Source organism: Type-C symbiont of Plautia stali (genome assembly GCF_059730935.1).
Genome location: NZ_AP035923.1, coordinates 1,319,292 through 1,336,935, shown reverse-complemented (window position 1 = coordinate 1,336,935; position 17,644 = coordinate 1,319,292). Strand labels below are relative to the sequence as shown.

The following is a 17,644-nucleotide window of genomic DNA, read 5'->3' as shown; positions in this document are numbered from 1 at the left end:
AGATGCTGTTTTTGCATATTGACAAAAGATTAATAAAATAAAATTACAATCATACGTTATCTTCAAACCATTGACAAGAAATGGTGCCATAGCATTCATAAAAATTCGGACTCAGCTATATTTCCTCGGTATCAAACTGAGCAAATGATGACCAGAAATAAACGTAGAATTAACTGAATCTACAATCTCTAAAACTTCGGCTTCAATCTCCAAATATGAATTCTTAGGACCTCGACTAACAATAACCCCTAAGACTTTGAAAGCTTCAATCATTTTCTGCTGATGAATCTTATAGACATAATCTCCAGGTGTTGAACTAATGTGATAATTTGCCTCATCTATTACTTTTTTCAATCCGTTTACTACATCGATATATGAAGAACAAAAAATCAAATCTCCATTTTTTGAATTAGGGAAAATTAAATTATACCAAACATAAACATCAACAGAAGATGGGGAAATTCTTTTTCTTTTTGCAACTTCAAGATTGACAAAATCTCTAAACATATTGATATGAGAAATGTGATTTGTAATGTTGCTATTACTTATACCTGTAATATAAGTCTTAAGAGCTAAGTATGCCCCACCAATCCCAGTAAAGAGAGTTACAATCCAACCCAATCCTTGAGCCAAGTTAATTGTCCCATCCATCTGCTTAGCCATGTATTTAATGCATTCACTCTTAAGACAAAAGGGAAGCTCATACATTTTCTTATCCATCATTGTTTGATAGAATGAACACCCTAAAAATATTACACTAACAGTGGCTGCAATGAGCAAAATAAACATCAGTTTTTTTAATGAGAAATTATTCAATTGGTTTCACCTTTGACAGTCTTTCCCTCAACTCTTTAGCGATTAGCTCAAAAGACTTAGCCCTGTTAATTATTGTAATCTGATAGCTAGCTAGGTTATACTTTCTTAAGTACCAGTCTTTATTATGGAAATTATTTTTGTGAGAGGTTTCTAAACTTGAGATTGCCTTTTTGCACGCAACAATATCTTTGTATGAAGGAAGCGGGTTTATAGCTTTAATTTTAGGTAAAAAAACATCAAACTTTTCATGCCCCATACGATTTAGTTTATATATCCTCCCCATACATCTATTATATTCTTTGCGATAGGCAATACTCGTTCTAGAGTTGTTTTTCTTGGATAGATCAATCAAATTATGCAATGAAGAACGTATTCTTTTAACTTCATCTGAAGGCAATCGTGGTTTTGAATGGTCTACTCTCAAACCATGAACTACCAATGGCTTAGTTGAGTTATGGAAAACACCACTCTTTTCGTTATTAAGAGGCAAATCCTTATCAGCCAAAAGATCTTCAATATGCTTTCTTATCTGACTAAAATCAAAATCGAAGACTTTTGATGAAACGGTTATATCATCTACAAGTCGTGTATAGACCAAACCTTTTCTTCTCGCTCTCCTTACAACATTCGTTTCTTTATCATGCAAACATAATGAGGCAATATAACTTGATGTAAGTGCGCCTTGAACAATAAAATCCCCATGAGTACACAAATCAACCAAAACTTCCAATGCAACACCGCGGAAATTAAAAAAAGAACTAAAAATATCCCTTACCAAGTCTTTATGAATATTATCAAAGAAATCTTTAATATCAATTTTAAGTATAGATTTTGCACCACAATGTAAAGAGGCACAGCTCACATAATCTCTTTTAACAGAATCACTAGTGTCATTATAACTTGGCACAGATCCAAATAAAAAATCGGGCCAAATTACGAGCTCTTTAAAAATGCGAGAATTTATCTTTCTTTGAACTTTTTTTATTTTATAATGAGGCTTATGGACAATTCTCTTAGAACCATCTGATTTTGGTATTAGTATTTTCTCGTAACGCTTATCTGATGGTATTTCTTTAATTTCTAAAAGTTCAGGTATAGAAATACCTAAAGTCTTTGATAAAGTTTCAAGTGAAGAAATCCCCGCACGGCTTTTATTTTTTGGTAAGTCTGAACTCACATTAATTGTCCATGAATGAAATGAGCAAAATCACTTACGGTCTCCCCATAATCAAGGGTGTAGTTCAACAGAGATGCTTACATCAACATTCGTTAGCAGCAGCCTCTGTTTTCCTCGACCGTAAGTAATGCCGTCAGCTACGGCACCGCCGGGGATGGCGATGGTGTGGCGTCGGAACTTGTCTGGAGAAAATCCAAACGCTTTCACGAATGAAAGCAAAGCTAACAAATTTTGGGTGTTGATTGTCACATTCTAGGCGGAGCGCCTGAGCTTGTTTCTAAATTATCATCGCATTGATAAAAACACAATTATGAAATAACAAAAATGGCGCCACGCCGCGCTACTCTAGTTTCCTTATCAAGAAATTGTTTCAGTTTCACTTTTCTTCAAAGCACCATCTCCACAAGTGACAGTAGAGGTTTCACGGCCCAGGTTGAGGGTCAAGAAGCCGCTACGCGGTTCATACCCTTAGGTCATTCACCCAGTCGATCCGCCACCCCAATGCTGTTTTTCATCTGCCACAAGGTGTAAATCTGCGATCGCAGGTGCTGTTCGAGCTGACGGATAAGCTGCTGCCGCTGGGGGGCACTGGCTGGTAGCGAGTGGATTTGCCGCAATTGTTCCTCAATGGGCTCAGCCTGCTGAAAACGGGTCATCATGCCAAATACCGAGGACTTCAGCTCACTCACCGTGATGTATTTGCCTTTTTGCTCATCCAGTCCATTCAGCCGCTCGCTTAACTGTGCCAGCTTCATCATTCCCTGATGCCAGGCCGCAAGGTTTTGCGCTGGCAACGTGCTGGCCTCAAGCTGATGCTGCCACCGTGCTGATAGCGAACCCGCCTGTTCCGGCCACAGCACCTGCGCCTGCTCCACCAGCTGCTGGCCATACGCAATATTCCAGTCGGGCGCGAGTTGTTCCAGACGAGATAACTGCTGCTGCGTGTCGGCAAGCAAAGCTGGTGGTAAGGACGTCTGCTGCCGCAGCACATCCCGCTGCTGTGGCGTGAGTGTGGCAGGTACAGGAGCCAGCGATGCCGCGAGCTGAGCCTGCAGTGGATCTGGCCGGTGCATATATTGCCAGCCGCTCACCGCGACCACGCTGATAAGCAACATGGTAAACATCCCGGCACTGAAAAATTGTCACTTATTACTACGGGACAGCGCCGCTGTCTGCACCTTTATCTTTGGCTGATGTTGCTGCTGCGCGACATACACCCATCTGGCGCTATGCGGAGTTTTCGTTTCATGCGGGTGTGCGGATATCGCCCCGTTATCTAGCGTGGTGCCGGGCAAGATGTCGCTGGTCGTATCGTCACGGCTTTCCAGCCTGGCGGCACTGTTGTGCATCAGAGCACGCAATGTATCAAGCTGGCTAAGATGTTTAAGCTCCAGCCGCTGTAACACGGTCCCCAGCCGGGTAAGCAATTGTTCAGCACGATAAAGCTGACTCAGATCGCCATAATTCAGGGAAAGGGGGCGCATCTGCTGCTGCACGCGCTGGCTCAGGCTGGTGAGAATGTCCATGCGCGCGTGAATCGGTTGCGGCCACAGCGCTCCCCACTGATGGCTCACCAGCGCTTCCACTAGCGCCAGACCTTCATTCAATCCGACTAAACCAGCCAGCTGCATGCGGGCAAGCGTGTACCAGGCCGCGGTCTGCAACTCCACTCCGTTTTGTTCGAACAGCGAAAGGCAGCGTTGTTCAACGTAAAGCCAGTCTATATCCGGCCGTGCCGGATGGGTCAATTTGCTCAGCTCTTCACGCAGAGCAGCATAATCCGGCAGCTTACGCGGGTCGCTGCCGGTTTTAATCCGACGGGCAGGCATGTCATTCATGACTTATTGTCCCTGTGAGGTATTTACAGCGTGGGAGGATAATTAATTATGCAGTCTGTTTTTTTGCCTGTTCTGAGTGATGAACGATGCAAATATTTCTTTACCGCCCCCCCTTACCCGCCTTAATTAATATTGATTACCGACGCAAATAGGTAAATGCGTATAGCCGGGTTGGCTGGCCATATAAAGCGGAGCGCAAGTCGGTTTTCGTGGTTGCAAATCGTTTTGATCCTGAGGCTGAACCACCGGCTGTGGCTGTTTCTTTGATGTAGCGATCTTTTTGGCCTGCGTTTTGCCGCTGTTAAGCGGTGGTTTTGCCTGCTGCGTGTTATCTGACGAATCATACCTGGAGCAAAATTTCTTCGACTGACTCAGACTTCCGTCATTACAAACAAAACGTCCATCTGAGGTACAGTGTGCAATACCACCCTTTGCACCAGAACAGGGTTTTCTGCCTCTGGCCGCCTCTGCCTGCAGAGTCACTAATAAACTAAAAACCAACAGCGGTATCAATTTTTTCATATTCAAATCCATATGTTATTTTATTATTCAGCCTTGTTCGTAATAATGCCGCTTAGATTTGCGCTTTACCATCAAGATATTGCTGCTGCCTGAGATGCCGCAACAGAACGCGCCCCTCCGGCATAAACTCAGTGCCGTACCGCACCAGACCGAATCCCTTCAGTTCCGCATCAATCGCGTAGCGCAGTTCGCCGGGCTGCGCCTGCTCCAGCAGCACCACTCTGATGCTTTTCAGGCGCGGCTCATACCTGAGCAGAACAGCAGACAGGGTGCCAATCAGCTCATGGGCAGTACCCGGCATGCCCTGCAGGATTTTGGTCATATCGGGCAGACCATAGTCCGGCAGATGCGCCAGCGTGCCGGCGCGGCAGTTGAGGATGCGCTGCATATTGTCGAGTACGGACAAAATCACCTGATTCTGTTCGCTGACCTGATGCAGGTCGAGGCCGCCGGTGAAGTTACCGGTGAGCATTTCATACAGCGAAGGTGTGTTATGTCCCTGGGGCATCAGTCGTCCTTGAGCGGTTGTAGCGTCAAATGGTTGTTACCGGCTTCCAGAATGCGCGGCTTATCCGGGTCAAGGTCTTCACGCCCTATCACCAGCTTCCAGGTGTTGTTAACTCTATCCGGATGGCGGAACAGCCCTGCCACGGCGACAAACTGCGCATCTTCTTCCATTGGCATATCGAGGTTCGCATCACCGCCAGGTTTTACCACCACATCCCGGGTCGCCAGCAGATCGGCTTTCAGGATGGTGTCGCCATCCCTGAGGAGCTGCTGATAGACCGTTTTGTCGAAGGTTTTACGGTCTTTCAGCTGCCAGACCCGAATAACCACCGGCTCAGACAGCGAATTACTCTCGCGGGAATCGGTGTTCAGCGCCTCACGGGCGGTAAAATCCAGGTGCAGCACCTTAATCTTTTGGTAAAACACGGCGTTAAATGCCGATTTGGTGCCATCGGTGATACCCTGCGTCACCCCACACCCCGTCAGGCTGAACACCATTAGCGCAGGTAGCCAGCATGCGGATTTAATCAAACTTGTACGTAACACGTCGGTTTCCTTGTTGTGATGATGCAGGCTCCAGCCCGGCGTAATAACCCAGTTCCGTGGTAAAGGTCTGCGGAATATCCTCCGGGAGATCTTCATCTTGCGCGCCCAGTACGCCATTCATCCCCAGCCAGAATGGGCCTTCGCCGAGCGGCGGCGCAACCAGCAGGCGGGTTCGGGTGGTCAGGGTGATTTTTGCTTTAAAGCGCCAGCCGAGATACACCTGCAGCATCACCAGAAAGTCCTGATACAGCAGGCCATCCGGTTTCCAGCCCTGTGATTCCTGCTCGTTATCGGTGAACAGAGCAATCAGCAACTGGCTGTTGGCATCTATCGCCTCTTCGCCCAGCGGCGTGTTGCCATCCAGCAGAAAATCGTCATCACCGTAAAAGCCCAGCGGCTGGCTGACTGCCACTGGTCGCAGGCAATACGGGCTCACCTGCACCGTCGTGTCGGGTGCCAGCAGGCTCACCAGGGCCTGTATTCCCTCCTGGGTTTTACCTGGCTGTTGCAGCACACCCAGCAGCGCCAGAAATCGGGATACCGGGGTGGCGATGTGCTCTGCGGTGCCCGGTATCCCAAGTCCCACCAGACCCAGCAGTGACTGCGAGATAGTATCAGTACCGCCGGGCTCAAATGTGGCCGGGTAGGAGTATTTACGCCAGATACGGTAAAACTGCGTCAGGATACGGTGGCTGAAGATATCCAGAAAACCCTGCAGCGCTTCGTGACCTTCGCGACGCTGAGTGATGTCATCGAGATAGGCGGTCGGCAAGGGGGAATCAACCCCGTACATCCCCATAAAGGTCGTGCGGATGAGCGGTGGCTTGCTGTCATCCTCCTCGTCATATTCGACAGCCTTTATTTCGCTGGCCGGAAATCCCATCCCCGGATGTGGCGCAAACCGCACCGGGTCATCCGCCGGGTGGCTGGTCGAACCCATCAGCGGCCTGCCAGGATTACGCTTCTCCAGCAGCTGGCATAAGCGGTAAAAGTTGATGCGGTGAAGGTCGGCTTCCAGCCGCGGGGTCAGCCGGGAATGCGGCGGTTGTGCTTCTCTTCCCATTCCAGGCGCTCTCCAGTCGGTTGCAGGATGATAATCAGGCGGTTGAACAGATAGATATCGGTATACAGCGCAAAGAAGCGGCTCAGCATCTCGCCGAACAGACAGATGTCGCCGCGCCCGGCAAAGCCGTGACTGTCCAGCGTCACCTCAATCTGCACACCGCGTACCAGATAGCCCTGCTCGAAACGCTCGGTTTCGCGGTGCTTCACGTCAATGATGGCTTCCAGCCGACGGCGGTTCATCTCACTGTCGGTCCATTCGTACAGCGCCAGCGTCCCGCGCAGCACGTCGGCGTTGTCCATCATCGACAGGAATCCGCTGCCGAGATGGCTCAGCACGCGCCAGTGGAAACGGTCCTGCGCCGGTGGATAACAGGGTAGTGTCGGCGCACACAGGTTACGCACGGCGATACTGGCTGAGGTGGTTTTCATCACCGTATCAAGCACCGTGCTCTGCAGAGCACGTCGTGGCAGCTGGCCGTTGGTGCCGGTGAGCGTCAGCGACAGGCTTTCGTCTTCCGGCACCGTGTGATTATCAAACGCTTCACCGCCGAGGATAAGCCAGGTGTTATGCAGTCCGGACGGACCGCGACGTACGCGAGTGTGGTAGTAATATTCGGGGGCCTGATGGCGCATCATGCCGCCTTTGTGGCGAAAGCTCGAAAACGGCACGTAGCTATGCTGGCTGGATGACATCACCGAATCCACCGCATAAATCTCGGTATGACCATCCTGCACGCGCATCGGGCGCAGCATGTACTCGGTCTGAAGAGAATTGAGCGTCAGCGGGTCTGACTCCAGCGGGAATAGGTTAATCACCGGCACACAGTTCAGGCGCAGATGTTTTTCGGTAAAGCTGAAGTCATGTTCCCAGCGCTCCGCCAGCACCACGTCGATTTCAAACCAGGGGAGCTCAGCCGGAAAGACCACGGTCTCCAGCCCACGCAGGCCTGTGAACATGAATTTCTCGCGGAAGGTGAAATACTCCAGCAACAGCTGATAGCCGCTGAAACTGCTGCTGCCCTTCGGCCACAGGTCGTCGTTATCGCCAAAGCCCAGCGCGGTGAAATACCCGTCGAGCGGTCTTGTGTCGATGTCACCCGGCAGGCGCAGCCACAGGCGGGCGACATTCATGGTGAAGGCTTCATGCATGGCACAGGCCAGCGGCGCGTCGGCGTTGAAATACAGCGGAATACAGCTCAGGTCGATGCGCGTCCAGTCAGCCAGGTCACTGCAGTGAAAACGCAGAGTCATAACCGAACGCCCGTCAGGATCAGTCGACAGACGGGCATGTTCCAGCCACAACGGCAGAAGAGTCGTCTCTTTGGTGGTGGTATACCGGCAGCGCGTGCCCTTCTCGCCGATCGGCCGCGAGTTCACCTCAAAACCTTTGACGATGCGCATCGGCTCTTTCATCTCGCGCCAGTCAGGGGTGAACTCGACCACCGACATGGACGGAATGGTACGCAGGTAATGTGGCCACAGCAGACTGACCAGCCCTTCGGTTAATTCGGGCAAGTCGTCATCGAGCTTCTCGCGCAGCCGGCCCATCAGGAAGGCAAAGCCCTCGAACAATCGCTCCACGTACGGGTCGCGCGCTCCCGCTTTATCGAGATTGAGCATTGCCGCCTGCTCGGGGTGAGCACGGGCAAACTCTTCACCGGCTTCCAGCAGGTAGCGCATTTCAGCGTCGAAGTAACGCAGGGTTAAATCATCCATAAAAACCTGAATATGTGTGTTTGAAAGGTATGCCTGGCGTTTTAGCCGCAAAGCACTGCGCTGCTGGCTGGATCGAGCGCAATCAGACCGGACAGCAGCAGATCCATCTCTGGCTGTAACCGTGATTTATCGGTTTCACTGCGTGTGGCTTTCATGCGTAGCAGTCTGAGGCGGCGGGATTTCACTTCAAACAGCAGTGCCGGTGTCCACTGCGTGAGGGTAATTGACTGTGCGGCACTGTCGAGCTCTCCCAGCAGATGCAGCGCCAGTTCATTTTTGCCCTTCTGCTCGGCCACGCGGGCCATCAGCAAACGCAGCAACCATCTGTCTTTTGTCGAGTCGGTGCCCGGGCGTGTCTGTAGCCAGTGAAGCGTGGCATCCAGACCGTCGGTGTCCGCTTTATCCAGCGCTTCCGGCTCGAGAGCCAGGATATCGTTATCTGTTTCACCGGCGGCACTGACCGGCTCATCCCGCCAGCCGGACATATCGTCCAGTACGTTCTGATTTATCCAGTTCAGCGTCACTTCATCGGCAAACGGCGTACCGTCATTAAAGGCCAGGGTTTCAAGCCCGGTAAGGCGACGCAGTAATCCTTTCAGGTCGGCGGCGATGATCCCGGCAAGCACCTCCTGCCCCGATTTCATCAGCGCCTGGTGGATATACCACTGCAAATCCAGCCAGAGGTGATTAGCGCCACGCGAAAAGGCGCTGTCTGCCTGCTCCAGTATTTCGCCCCAGCTCTGCTGCAGATACAGACGTTTGAGCATGGCACGCTGGTCTGCGCGAGGCGGATCTATGCGGGTTTTGCCTTGTGCATCCGGGGCAGGAATGCTGTGCAACGTGTCATGACGCAGGCTTTTCATCAGCCGGTGTGCGGCAAGCCAGCCATCGGGTTGATCACGCAGATATCCGGTCAGGGTGCGGGCCTGGGCCAGCAAATCCTGACCGGAGGTGATGCGGCTCAGCACTGGCGCATCTGGCTCCGTCACAGGCGTGGAGAACTGTGACGGAGCCTTATTACCTGCGTTCTGCGGTACCACGGCATCCACACCTCCGGCCTTTATCAGGCGGGATTCCAGCGCGCTGTACAGGGCATTCAGCTCTGGCCGCGACGCTTCCGGCTCTGTGTCCAGACAGTCGCGCAGCAGCAGCAACGCACCGGCAGTGCGTAGTGCATCGTCGCGAACCACTTCCGGCCAGAGTGACAGGCTGTCCAGAACACGGGAGCCTGCGAGCCACTCCAGCGCCGGTTTACGGCTCCGCTCGCGCTGAGGATGAAGCTGCGTGCCATAGCGCTGTAGCAATCCCGCCAGCAGCTCAAGTCCTTCGGCAAAACCGGCTTCGCCGTCCTGGTGCAGGCGCGCCCAGCAGTAATAAGTTGCAACCCGGATATCTTTGGCCGCAGTGGTCAGCAGTTTTTCGGCAAGCGTACAAATCAACCCGGTATCAATGCCGGAGAGCTTATTGACCTCTTCGCGGATACGCTGAAAATCATCATCATAGCCCGGGTCCTCACCGGTCGGACTGGCGCTACTTACCGGCGCAAGCCAGGGCTGCCAGTTTTCCGTGCGTACCTGCGCCTGCTGCCGCAGCTGAGTTTCGTCAGCCTGACAGGCGGTGACCAGATTCTGCAGTGTGCTCATTCTTCGACCTCCTCCATGTCACTGTTTGCGGTGTTAGCCATCAGCGCCTGCGCGGTGGCCGCGCTGTCGACACTGAATATCTGATCCGGCAGCGTGAAACCGCGCAGATCCAGCAACGCCAGCGGACCTTTCCCGAGTTGTGAGCGCAGCACCCACTGCAAAGTGCGACCGTCCGGGGCAGTAAAGCTCATCATCCACTGGCTGCGGTCAAGCTGCTGGCGTTTGCCCTGGTCCAGCCAGCGAATAAAGCCCCAGGTTCCGCTGTAATCCCCGAACAGACGCGCACCGGCGTTGACTGAGGTCCAGGTCAGCATCGTCCCCGGCTTGTAAGTGTCACCCGGCCAGCGGAAGCTCTGCCAGTCGGCCATCTGATTGAAGTAGTGCAGCTTTTGTCCATCAATAATCAACTGGGTTTCCACTACCTGCGGTACAGGACGCGCCTGCAGCTCAAAGCTGATGCCCTGGCTGCCATCGGTGAACAGAATGTCTGACAGTTGGCTCAGCTGATTAATCGCCCGCAGCAAGGCCGGGTTAAAGCTCAGCCCCTGGCTGTTGACCTTATCCGGCACCCACTGGCTGCCCTCTTTGTGCAGCACCCCGTTGAGCTCTGTGGTCAGGAAGCGCTCGATACGCCCGCTGTCCTTGCGCACAAATTCAGCCAGCATGGGTAAAGAGGCATCACTTTTGCTGGCGGCAAACGGGAAACGTCCGTCAAAGGCAGTTTGCCAGTTGGCGACAACCGAGCGGCTCCATTTATCATTCAGGCTCGCCGCCGACGGCTGAAGCACGGTCTCCCAGGCCTGAGTCAGGGGCTGGACAAACATTGTGCTGCCAAAACCACTCCACTCTTCGCCCAGGCTTGCCGAAATCAGACTGCCGTACTGCTGGGTGTCGGTCAGATCCACACTTTTGCCCTGGAACACGGTCTGCGCCAGAGTCTGCATCATTGCCTGCGGATCAGAGGCGCTGGCCACCTGCTGCAGGCGCAGGCGCACGCGGGTGATGCGGGTCAGATACGTCTGCAGGCTCAGTGACGTATCCGCCGACATAACGTTGCTGCCTTTGTTTTTACCTAAAAGCTGAAGCAGCGGGCCAAAGGTGTCATCCAGCGGGCCCTGCGGCCCTGATGCAGACTGGTCAATCGCTGGCTTGTCCTGTCCACTTACGAGATCTTTAGCCGATTTGATAATGGAATCCGACAGACTTTCGCTGTGCTGGCCGGTCTGCCCCTGCCAGGCAATGGTATTCATCAGGGCAATCAGTGGCGACTGGCGGACATCGCTCATCAGCGTCAGCTGGTCGGTAACGTCTGCGATGTTGTTCGCAGAATTAAGTCGCAGACTGTTAAGGAAGCTCAGCCAGCTACCGGCAAAGTCGGTGAAGTAACGTTGCGTCAGACGTGCTTTCAGGGCCTCCGGCGACAGGTCTGAAGAGACCGCTTTCCGGCTGTCACTCAGCACCCAGTCAATTTCATCCCGGCGAGAGTTGGCGGCCTTTTCGATAGCCTGCTGAATACCGCCCTCCCACGCCTGACGGGTGAACATGCCCGGTACCACTTCATCAGTGGTGAACAGGCGGCGGGCATCAGTACCGCTGGTCATGTCTTCCAGCGACACATCGGCAAAGTTACGGCGCACCGATGTGAGCATGTTTTCATACAGCGTGCTTTCGGCGTTACGCCGGCCAATTTGCTGCAACAGCACCTGGCGGCTCTGGCTCACCAGCTGCGCATCCGGGGTAATTTTCCACTGTGGTTGCCCGGGCAGTTCGTTGATGTAGAAAGCCCACAAATCCGGCGCCAGGCTTTGCCACAGACCGGTTGAAATGCCCTTTCGCGTCGGCTGCACAGCTTTCATGGTCTGGGCATAATACGCGCCATCGGCTTTATCCGGACGCGCCATCATCAGCCAGGCCTTCAGCTGGTCATAGCCCAGCGTCGCCAGCTGAGCGCGCCGATCGCTGTTCGGTTCGGAATTCGCCAGCGCATTGAGTTTTTTAGTCAGCGCAGCACTGGCCGGATCGCGGATCAGGCGATTGTTCGCCACGCCATACCAGGGCAGCAATGCATCGAGCAACTGCGGGTTATGGTCAAGGCCAAAACGCTGATACCAGGGGGCGCCTTCCTGAATACTATGCTGCAGGCGACCGGCATGATTACGCAGCGTATGCAGCGTCGTCAGCTGCTCATCCGATACCGCAGGATGCTCCACCAGGGCATGGGCCTGCTCAGCAACAGAAACGATCTGTTGACGGTTGACCGCGAACGACAGCAGCGTTCCCGCGCCCCAGATACCCATGATGGCCATCAGCGTCCAGGCAAGCGTCTGTTCCCACGCCATACCGACTCGGCGGCCACGAACACGGGTACAGTCGTCCACGATACCCTGCCAGGTCACCGGCAAAGTCAGCGCATGGCGTTGTGATTCCGGGATAAATTTCTCAGCGTCGGCTGTTTCCTCTGTCGGATGAATTGAGTGACTGTCCGGCAGGCTGAACATCAGACCACGCAGCGGAACGCGCTGCTGGGAGGCTGTCAGCCATGGCACCAGTTGCTGAGCCCAGCGGGCGATACCGCCGTCTTTGAGGTGCTGACCCAGACGCAGCAGGAAGTCGTGGCCGTTGTTCTCAGCGACCTGGCTCACCCCCTGCGTCCGCAGGTCCGACAGCATCCGTTCAAGCTGACGACAAATATCGTCAGGCTCAGCACGCAGAGGAAAAGTAGCCCCTACCGTCTGTTCAGTGCGTTTTGCCTGCGACCAGGCGCTGTCGCACAGCTGCCACAAATAAACCGGGGCGGAATAGCGCAGCAGTTCGCTGATTTTTTCCAGGCCGCGTAAATCGTTGTCGCTGATTTGCGGGGTCAGATTAAACGACTGCGGCATGACGCGGACAATCCCGTCCAGCGGACGCCCGCGGCGCAGTTTACGCAGCGCAGCGTATTTTTCCTTATCGGGTTCAGCAGTCAGGCTGCCGCCATAAATCAAGACCGTGCGGTTGCCTTCCAGCCACTGGCGGGCTTGCAGGTTGGGCACCAACTGAGCGATGGCGTTTTCATCGCCTGTGACTAACAGCAGGCGGACTTTACTTCGCCAGAAGAGGCTATAACGACGACGGAGATGGTTGCTGATGTCCGCCCTGAGCGGCAGACGGAGCGTTCTTTTCTTTTTGACCGGTCTGGAAGAAGCCTCTCCCATCACTTTTTCCCGAATCATTAAATGAAAAGCGATAAACCCCAGCACCAGTACGCAGAGCGACACTCCCCAGACAACAAAACAGGCCGTCATGATTCGACGTATCACGTCCCATTCCGTGGAGAGATCTTCCCCCCAATACCACCACAGTAACCCACCTGCCAGCACAAGTAGCGTGACAGTAGCAACAAACAACACCGCCGTGGCAAACACCGAAAATTCAGCGGGTTTATTTTCCTTCACCATAAGGTTTAATAATTCCAAGAGCGAGAGTATGTAGAGGATCTTTGGCTATCCAGCCGCAGGGTTGTTGATAATTATTTGCGTAAACGGCCGCCAGAATCAGCACGATAAGCATTTCCATATCACCGGGGTTCCCCCAGTTGAGGTCCTGAACGTGATGGGTCACATTCCAGCCGCTATGCGCCAGGGCGGGCAGCGCCGGCTGTGAGAACAGCATGCAGGTGTCAAGCGGCGTTCCGAGGTCACTTTGCTGCTCCGCTCGTTCGCAGACTGCGGTTAAAACCTCTTTCCCGGCCATATCGTAAACTTCCCCCCGGGTGAGGCTGACCAGCCCTTTCTGCGCGACCAGACACAGTGCAGCGGACTCACCGGCAGGCTGCGCAGAATTAAACGAGGCAACTATCGAATGACACCCGGCGACCAGAATGGCCTCTGTTTCAGGGAGCGTTTGAGCCGTTGCGGCAAGTGCAGACAACGTCTCTTCGCCTTGCCATGTCTCCGGTTTTTCAGGAAGCGCCACGTCAGGAAATGAAACCTGCATCTGGCTACAGAATGCACGCCAGGCATCCAGAGAACCCTGCCAGTAGCAGCGCCATAAGTGTGGCAGAGAGGAATCTGCGCGCTGCGTCCGCCATTGCAGCACCAGCATTTTTGCCAGTAAAGCCTCGCGCTCAGCCACCGTATCGACCAGCGTTCGACCGATACGCAGCGCTTTCCCGCTCGACTCATTTTTTATCTCAGGAACCCGATGCTCCCGCTTTAGCAGCCGCAGCCAGTGTGGCGAATCGGTCCCGGCCGGGCCCAGCAGCACCATTTCACTAAGCGCGAAACGATGTTGATGCTGCTCCCACCAGGCCTGCTGCTGCTGCTCAACCAGTTGTTTGTAGTACCGGGCGTTATGGGCCGACGTCCGGTAATACAGCAGGCGTATTAACCAGAGCACGCCCATCAGAACCACCGCGCCAGCCATTCCTTTTATCACCAGTCCGGCACCGCTCCCGGCAGGATGAAGCAGCGCGCCGCCTCCCCCGCACAGCAACACCATCAGCGCCCCCGCTGACAGCCATCGCTTGCCGTCAGGGGCGCGCGCCACCCGGTAGGGTGGATACTCCGGGAATGGTCTCACAGCTCAATGCCGCAATCGGGAAAAGAGCTCACCAGCGTGCAGCCACAGGCACAACGATGACCATGCAGCGCCACCGGCTGTCCGTCCACTTCCGATAACGAACTGCCTTCACTGATGACCGTGATGCCATGTTTATTGCACTTCACTGCATCGCCTTTACAGGCGATCCCTTTCCCGAAGCACAGATAATGCCCGCCCAGCACTTTCCCACCGTACTCCCGCAGGGTATCGCCCTCGCGTATCACTGTTTTCATCCTTCATCCTTCCCTGAATCAGGCCGTTACGGTCGCCTTAAGATTTTCCGCCCAGCTGGACTCAATCATCGTTTTTGCCAGTGCCAGCCGCTGATCGCTGATGAGCTGCGTTTGCTGAGCCACCACTGTGCCTGGCTCCATCGTTGGCGCCTGCAGCTGTGCAGCGTTGGGCAGCATTGGCAGCGGTTTGCCGGAAAGCAGATCGATGGCCTGCGTTTCGAGGTAAACGGCACCCGCGGTACCGGCAAGCCCCGCGAGTTTGCCCTTCGCGCTTTTCTGTCTGATGATAACGGCCGCGCCTGCGGCAAGGGTCGCGACGCCCACCACCGCTCCGGCAATCATCAACGGCGTCATTGGCTTACTGCTGCAGCTGCCGAAATAGATCATCCGGTAAAGGAAATAGCTGCCCCAGGGTTCGCGGGAGCCGAAGGCGTTGTGCATAAACCACGCGCGGGAATCGTGGATCTGATCGTCAAACAGTGCCCGCACCAGCCCGCCTGGTTCAGTGGCGTTACTCGCTTCGCCGGCCGCCGGGAAAAGCACTTTTACACGATCGTCTCCGGCGGTTTTCATGCTGAGCCATTCGCCATACTCATTATCGTTATTCAGCAGGAAGATGGCGTTACTCATTGAATCAACCGCAGTAAAAATCCAGTTACCGGTACCCGACCGGGAGAGGCCGTGGTAATCCTCTCTGAACTCCTCTGCGGCCTGACGCAGCTGGGTTTGCCCCAGCGCGGCGTCGAAATCCTTTGGCCCCGGCGGGAGCATCAGGAAGCCATCTTCAGGTTTATGTTCGGCAATTATTTCCTTACGAGCATCGTCAACTTTTTTCTGTGCTTCTTTCCAGTCATCCTCAGACTGCTTTCTGACCAGCGGATCGCTGTCTTTATCCAGCCCATTTGCCGCCGAATCGACATAGAAGCGCTGGGTCTTGTAGGTTCCCCCGGCATAGCGGTTAATACGCCAGGCGGTGATCCAGCCCATCTGATCTTCAAGGGCTTTCTCCAGGCTGACCGGCGCGCGCGGTGGATCGTATATTGCGGCTTGTTCGGGGAGAATCGGGACTGTGGACGAACTCAGACCGAGGGTAAGCTCGCGCCAGGCGTTGAAACGATTGACTAAAGCAGTATCAATATCGAATTCTAAGACTCTATCGGCATCCATTACCCTCCAGCGCTGAGTTTTAAGATCCTCAGGTAAACTATCCTCTGGAACTTTTAGAGGGGCACCTGATTCAAAAGCAGCGGCGTACATTTCATTTAAAGCAATTTGTGACAACAGCAAACTATCGCCATCACCATTGGCCTTTCCCTGATCTCCCGGTGGATATCCCCCGCCTAAATCCGAGTGCATTCCCGGATAAACCACCTCCTGGCTGTTCGCCGGATACGTACCATCCGGACGGCGGATCGAATCCAGCGGGAAACACAGCCGCTGCTCGTGGGAAGAGACCAGATGGACACACTTTTTAATCAAGCCGCCGTAGATCTTCTCTGCCGGCAGTTCCTGGGTCTCGTCTGCCCAGCCCATATGCCCTTCCGCCACCGGGGCGATATGCGCCACGCCCACCGAGGCCACCGTATCCAGCAGGCCCAGGAACTCTACACTGAGCGGAATTTTCAGATCGCCCACTGCCAGGCACTGCTCGGGTTTGTCTTTTCCCTCCTCAGGCTTTGGCAGCAGTTCGCTAAGCCAGCGGACAAAAGCTCGTGCTGCCGCTGCGCCGCGCGAAAAGCCGTACACGTACAGCTTGATTCCCATCAGCTTTGGCTTTCCGGGCTCGGTGGGTACCAGGGCCTTTTGCAGCTCTGGTGCCATATCTTTCAGCAGGCTCTGGAAGGTCTCATAACGGTTAGCGCTGCCGGTCAGCCCAAAGGACGCCATCGAGGTGGCCATTTTATCCACCGCGCTCCAGCTCGCACTGTTCGACAGACTCATCCTGGTTGTCGTCCGCTTCAGGGCATCGATAATTCGCAGCAGACCCCAGTTGATTCTGTCCTCCCCGTGGGTCGCTGTCGCCAGCCCCATCATGCTGAAATCCAGATCGTTCACCTCGGGAAAAGGCGTCCCGACGCCGGGAATATAATATTTGTAGTATTTATCATCGCCGCTGCCGTCAGCATCCAGCAGCTCCTCCCCTTTTGCTACCCCCCCGGCAGTCCCCTGCCCGATGGTGGCGCGAAACAGACGGGCAATATTGGTGGGATGCTTCGGGTCAGCAATATATAAGTCGTGATTAAGGTTATTGCCGGTGCCGTCGAAAAACAGGCTGATGTGTAAAGTTTTACAGCAGGGAGGCTCCACGCGCTGTCTGGCGGCCAGGCACAGTTTCTGCCGCCAGGCCAGTTCATCGCTGTCCTGCAGCGCGCAGTTTGCGCCTACCAGCGCAGCCCTGGTGGGTAAACGCCCCTGAGCCGGAAACGCCGGCGGGAACCATGCCAGATCGGTAATTATTTTGGACATACTTTCGGCTCCGGCATCTTAAGGGGCTCGTTGATCGGGTAGCCCAGCCGGCCGGGGCTCACGCAGCTGGTGGTCACCTTCACCTCATCACAGGGCATAAAGTGCACCGTTATCCCGCAGGTTTTTTGCCCCGTATAATCCGGTACTGGTACCACCGCACTGTGCTGCTTATTCTGGGCTTTTATTTTTTGGGCCCAGGATAAAAATTTTTGTTCATCGGCATAACCCGGAAAATCCATTGAGTATCCCACTCCTGTTTCCCAGTCGATTTTGACCGTCATACCCGGTCGCCAATTCGCCGGCACGCCATAGCAGCACCCCCCGCCGCCGCCCTGATACGGACCGATAATGTCAATTCCCGACTGACCGTCGACACTGAAATGGTTGATCGCCCATTTGGTGTGGTTGATGGCGACAATAATCCCACCGCCGCCGCTCCGGGTTTTGGCTTTCGCCACCGGCTGGCTACAGCCCGCCAGCAGCAGGGCGCCCAGTACCACGAGGTAATGTTGTATTTTCATTTTGCATTCCTTT

13 protein-coding genes and 1 pseudogene are annotated in these 17,644 nt (G+C 54.2%); all 14 read right to left on the bottom strand.

Annotation, left to right across the window (positions count from 1 at the left end):
• Nucleotides 1-111 precede the first annotated feature (111 nt).
• The 14 genes and pseudogenes from AC6I7J_RS06085 to tli1a all read right to left on the bottom strand — a co-directional run bounded on the left by AC6I7J_RS06085 (nt 112) and on the right by tli1a (nt 17,631).
• Nucleotides 112-816: a retron Ec48 family effector membrane protein gene (locus AC6I7J_RS06085; RefSeq protein WP_498006992.1), complete on the bottom strand. Its 705-nt coding sequence runs from the start codon at nt 814-816 to the stop codon at nt 112-114.
• Nucleotides 809-1,993 (bottom strand): reverse transcriptase family protein, encoded by a 1,185-nt coding sequence (locus AC6I7J_RS06080; RefSeq protein ID WP_498006991.1) that lies wholly within the window; start codon nt 1,991-1,993, stop codon nt 809-811. The genes AC6I7J_RS06085 and AC6I7J_RS06080 overlap by 8 nt, the downstream gene beginning before the upstream one ends.
• 473 nt (nt 1,994-2,466) lie before the next feature.
• Nucleotides 2,467-3,831 (bottom strand): annotated as a pseudogene (locus AC6I7J_RS06075) (VasL domain-containing protein).
• Between the two features lie 126 nt (nt 3,832-3,957).
• Nucleotides 3,958-4,353, bottom strand: coding sequence for a YdcA family protein (locus AC6I7J_RS06070; protein ID WP_498006990.1), 396 nt, complete (start codon nt 4,351-4,353; stop codon nt 3,958-3,960).
• 52 nt (nt 4,354-4,405) lie between these two features.
• On the bottom strand, nt 4,406-4,861 hold the full coding sequence (gene tssE / locus AC6I7J_RS06065) for a type VI secretion system baseplate subunit TssE (protein WP_498006989.1): 456 nt from the start codon (nt 4,859-4,861) through the stop codon (nt 4,406-4,408).
• Complete coding sequence (gene tssJ / locus AC6I7J_RS06060; RefSeq protein WP_498006988.1) at nt 4,861-5,406, bottom strand: type VI secretion system lipoprotein TssJ; 546 nt, start codon at nt 5,404-5,406, stop codon at nt 4,861-4,863. Before tssJ ends, tssE begins: the two co-directional genes overlap by 1 nt.
• Nucleotides 5,384-6,469 carry a type VI secretion system baseplate subunit TssG gene (gene tssG / locus AC6I7J_RS06055; protein ID WP_498006987.1) on the bottom strand — a complete coding sequence of 362 codons (1,086 nt, stop codon included), beginning with the start codon at nt 6,467-6,469 and terminating at the stop codon, nt 5,384-5,386. The genes tssJ and tssG overlap by 23 nt, the downstream gene beginning before the upstream one ends.
• Nucleotides 6,433-8,187 carry a type VI secretion system baseplate subunit TssF gene (gene tssF / locus AC6I7J_RS06050; protein ID WP_498006986.1) on the bottom strand — a complete coding sequence of 585 codons (1,755 nt, stop codon included), beginning with the start codon at nt 8,185-8,187 and terminating at the stop codon, nt 6,433-6,435. Before tssF ends, tssG begins: the two co-directional genes overlap by 37 nt.
• A gap of 41 nt (nt 8,188-8,228) precedes the next feature.
• A complete protein-coding gene (gene tssA, locus AC6I7J_RS06045) occupies nt 8,229-9,830 on the bottom strand; it encodes a type VI secretion system protein TssA (RefSeq protein WP_498006985.1) in 1,602 nt (533 codons plus the stop codon).
• The gene (locus tag AC6I7J_RS06040; RefSeq protein ID WP_498006984.1) at nt 9,827-13,267 is read right to left on the bottom strand and encodes an ImcF-related family protein; all 3,441 of its coding nucleotides are present in this window, start codon (nt 13,265-13,267) and stop codon (nt 9,827-9,829) included. Before AC6I7J_RS06040 ends, tssA begins: the two co-directional genes overlap by 4 nt.
• Entirely contained in the window at nt 13,251-14,390 is a 1,140-nt protein-coding gene (locus AC6I7J_RS06035) for a KPHS_23130 family T6SS system protein (RefSeq protein ID WP_498006983.1), read from the bottom strand. The genes AC6I7J_RS06040 and AC6I7J_RS06035 overlap by 17 nt, the downstream gene beginning before the upstream one ends.
• Complete coding sequence (locus AC6I7J_RS06030; protein WP_058782050.1) at nt 14,387-14,644, bottom strand: PAAR domain-containing protein; 258 nt, start codon at nt 14,642-14,644, stop codon at nt 14,387-14,389. Before AC6I7J_RS06030 ends, AC6I7J_RS06035 begins: the two co-directional genes overlap by 4 nt.
• 18 nt (nt 14,645-14,662) lie before the next feature.
• Nucleotides 14,663-17,110, bottom strand: coding sequence for a T6SS phospholipase effector Tle1-like catalytic domain-containing protein (locus tag AC6I7J_RS06025; RefSeq protein ID WP_498006982.1), 2,448 nt, complete (start codon nt 17,108-17,110; stop codon nt 14,663-14,665).
• Nucleotides 17,098-17,631 (bottom strand): Tli1a family immunity protein, encoded by a 534-nt coding sequence (gene tli1a, locus AC6I7J_RS06020; RefSeq protein WP_494260253.1) that lies wholly within the window; start codon nt 17,629-17,631, stop codon nt 17,098-17,100. Before tli1a ends, AC6I7J_RS06025 begins: the two co-directional genes overlap by 13 nt.
• Between the last annotated feature and the right edge of the window lie 13 nt (nt 17,632-17,644).

Coding starts and splice junctions, on each gene's coding strand:
- AC6I7J_RS06070 (WP_498006990.1), bottom strand. CDS start 4,353: ATGAAAAAATTGATACCGCTGTTGGTTTTTAGTTTATTAGTGACTCTG.
- tssE (WP_498006989.1), bottom strand. CDS start 4,861: ATGCCCCAGGGACATAACACACCTTCGCTGTATGAAATGCTCACCGGT.
- tssG (WP_498006987.1), bottom strand. CDS start 6,469: ATGGGAAGAGAAGCACAACCGCCGCATTCCCGGCTGACCCCGCGGCTG.
- tssF (WP_498006986.1), bottom strand. CDS start 8,187: ATGGATGATTTAACCCTGCGTTACTTCGACGCTGAAATGCGCTACCTG.
- tssA (WP_498006985.1), bottom strand. CDS start 9,830: ATGAGCACACTGCAGAATCTGGTCACCGCCTGTCAGGCTGACGAAACT.
- AC6I7J_RS06040 (WP_498006984.1), bottom strand. CDS start 13,267: ATGGTGAAGGAAAATAAACCCGCTGAATTTTCGGTGTTTGCCACGGCG.
- AC6I7J_RS06030 (WP_058782050.1), bottom strand. CDS start 14,644: ATGAAAACAGTGATACGCGAGGGCGATACCCTGCGGGAGTACGGTGGG.
- AC6I7J_RS06025 (WP_498006982.1), bottom strand. CDS start 17,110: ATGTCCAAAATAATTACCGATCTGGCATGGTTCCCGCCGGCGTTTCCG.
- tli1a (WP_494260253.1), bottom strand. CDS start 17,631: ATGAAAATACAACATTACCTCGTGGTACTGGGCGCCCTGCTGCTGGCG.